The sequence below is a fragment of the Candidatus Frankia nodulisporulans genome (assembly GCF_902806475.1).
Taxonomy (GTDB): Bacteria; Actinomycetota; Actinomycetes; order Frankiales; family Frankiaceae; genus Frankia; species Frankia umida.
In genome coordinates this window covers 1-1,665 of the sequence record NZ_CADCWS010000451.1, presented here as the reverse complement: position 1 = coordinate 1,665, position 1,665 = coordinate 1, and the positions used below count along the sequence as shown (strand labels likewise).

Annotated in this window: 1 protein-coding gene; it reads left to right on the top strand. The window is 66.8% G+C overall.

Annotated elements, in window-relative coordinates; translation table 11 throughout:
* Positions 1 to 708 precede the first annotated feature (708 nt).
* A complete protein-coding gene (locus G6R24_RS20705; protein WP_163550801.1) occupies positions 709 to 984 on the top strand; it encodes a hypothetical protein in 276 nt (91 codons plus the stop codon).
* Positions 985 to 1,665 lie beyond the last annotated feature (681 nt).

Sequence of the window (1,665 nt, the reverse complement as noted above, 5' to 3'; positions counted from 1 at the left end):
GTTCGTCAGAGGAGGGCAAGTTGATGGCGGCACTTGCCTAGCGGCGTGACAGCCCAGAGGAAGCGACAGCGCCCCGTCGGAGCAGTCCGGCGGGGCGCTTGGACGTTCCGGGCGAGGACGGTCGGCCGACTGTCGCACCCCCCGCGGCGATGGTCTGCCCCACCGGATCGGAGCTCGGCCGGCGCCGGCCGAGGCGGGGTCACGGAGGCCGGTTGCCCCCCAGGAAACCGCGGGTTGCAGTTTCCTGAGAGTTTCCTGGGTGCAACCGCCTCTGACCTGCAGGTTTCCAAGTTTCCAGGTTTCCTGGCGGGGGGCCCTACGCGTGCGCGCGCGAGGAAACCAGGTTGCAACCCGGCTCGGACGGCCCGACGGCCCCCCACTGACATCCAGTTCTTCGCCCGGGCGGGGCCGCCGGGAGACATGCCAACGCCCCGCCGAGGACGGTCCCGGCGGGGCGTCAGACGACCGAACAAGATCAGCCGTGGGTGTTAGTCAACGTTGTTGTCGACACCTGCTGGGTTGATCTCCTGGGTGGGGCCGTGGAGGCCGGCGGTGTCGACTGGAGGTGCCGAGTGCCCCATGGAACTGGCCACCGGCGGGGCACTGGCACCCCGGCGATGAGACGATGATCCATTATGATCAGGAAAAGTTCATCGACCTGATCATGGCACGCAGGTCGACGCCGGCGGCTTGGACGGGAGGCTCATTGTGAAGACCCTGACAGCAAAGGCCCTGACCGCAGCCGTTGTCATCGGCGGCACCCTGTTCGCCACAGGGGGCACCTCGTTCGCCGCGGACACCCTCCTCCCGAAGGGATCGTTCGTGTACGTCTACGGCACAGGCGCAACCGGCGAGGAGGCGAAGGCCAAGGCCACGTCTCTCGCGCAGGCTCAGTGTCAGTCGGGGAAGGTGACCACCGGTAACTACCACAATCGCCTTGCAAATGGGTTCTGGGTGTCCACCTACACGGGCAACTGCCTATGAAGATCTCGTCGGCGATGACGAGGAGGGGTGGAGGTCGGCCCCATGCAGGAGATCGTTCCGGCAGGTGTCGACAACAACGTTGACTAACACCCACGGCTGATCTTGTTCGGTCGTCTGATGCTCCGCCAGGCCCGTCCTCGGCGGGGCGTTGGCGTGCCACAGCATCTGTCGCAGAGGGCCTGGCTATCCGTCGCGTATCCGTCGCACGCTGCGACGGATAGCCCGCCACCCCCCTCCTTGTGGCCCCTGGAGGGGGTTTTCGCGGTTCCGGGCGGTCCTACCCGCTGACACGGCTTGATCCCCGCGCCGGAGCGGCGCCGGGGACCTCCCCGGCTAAGGGGCCGCAGATCCGCCGGGGGTCGTGAAGAGGGCGCCGTCCGCCCCTGCAGGGGGGAGCTGAACCTGGCAATGCCGGGGGGTGCTGCCTGGTCTGCGCCGGCCTGCCGGTGGCGGTGTCGTGGGGGGCTCGGCGGTGGCACTGTGCGGCCGTCTCCGGCCGTTCTGGAGGCCGCGATCGCGGCGTGGGTTGACGCCGGGTGACGGCCGCGCTGGTGCAGACCAACCTGTGTGGCGGCGGTGACACTCTCGATACTTGATCATTATGTGGTGGGTGGATCTCGCTACTTTAAGACTTCGATCATCAACATAAAGTTAGCTTGTTGGGATGTCACGCTTAATCTA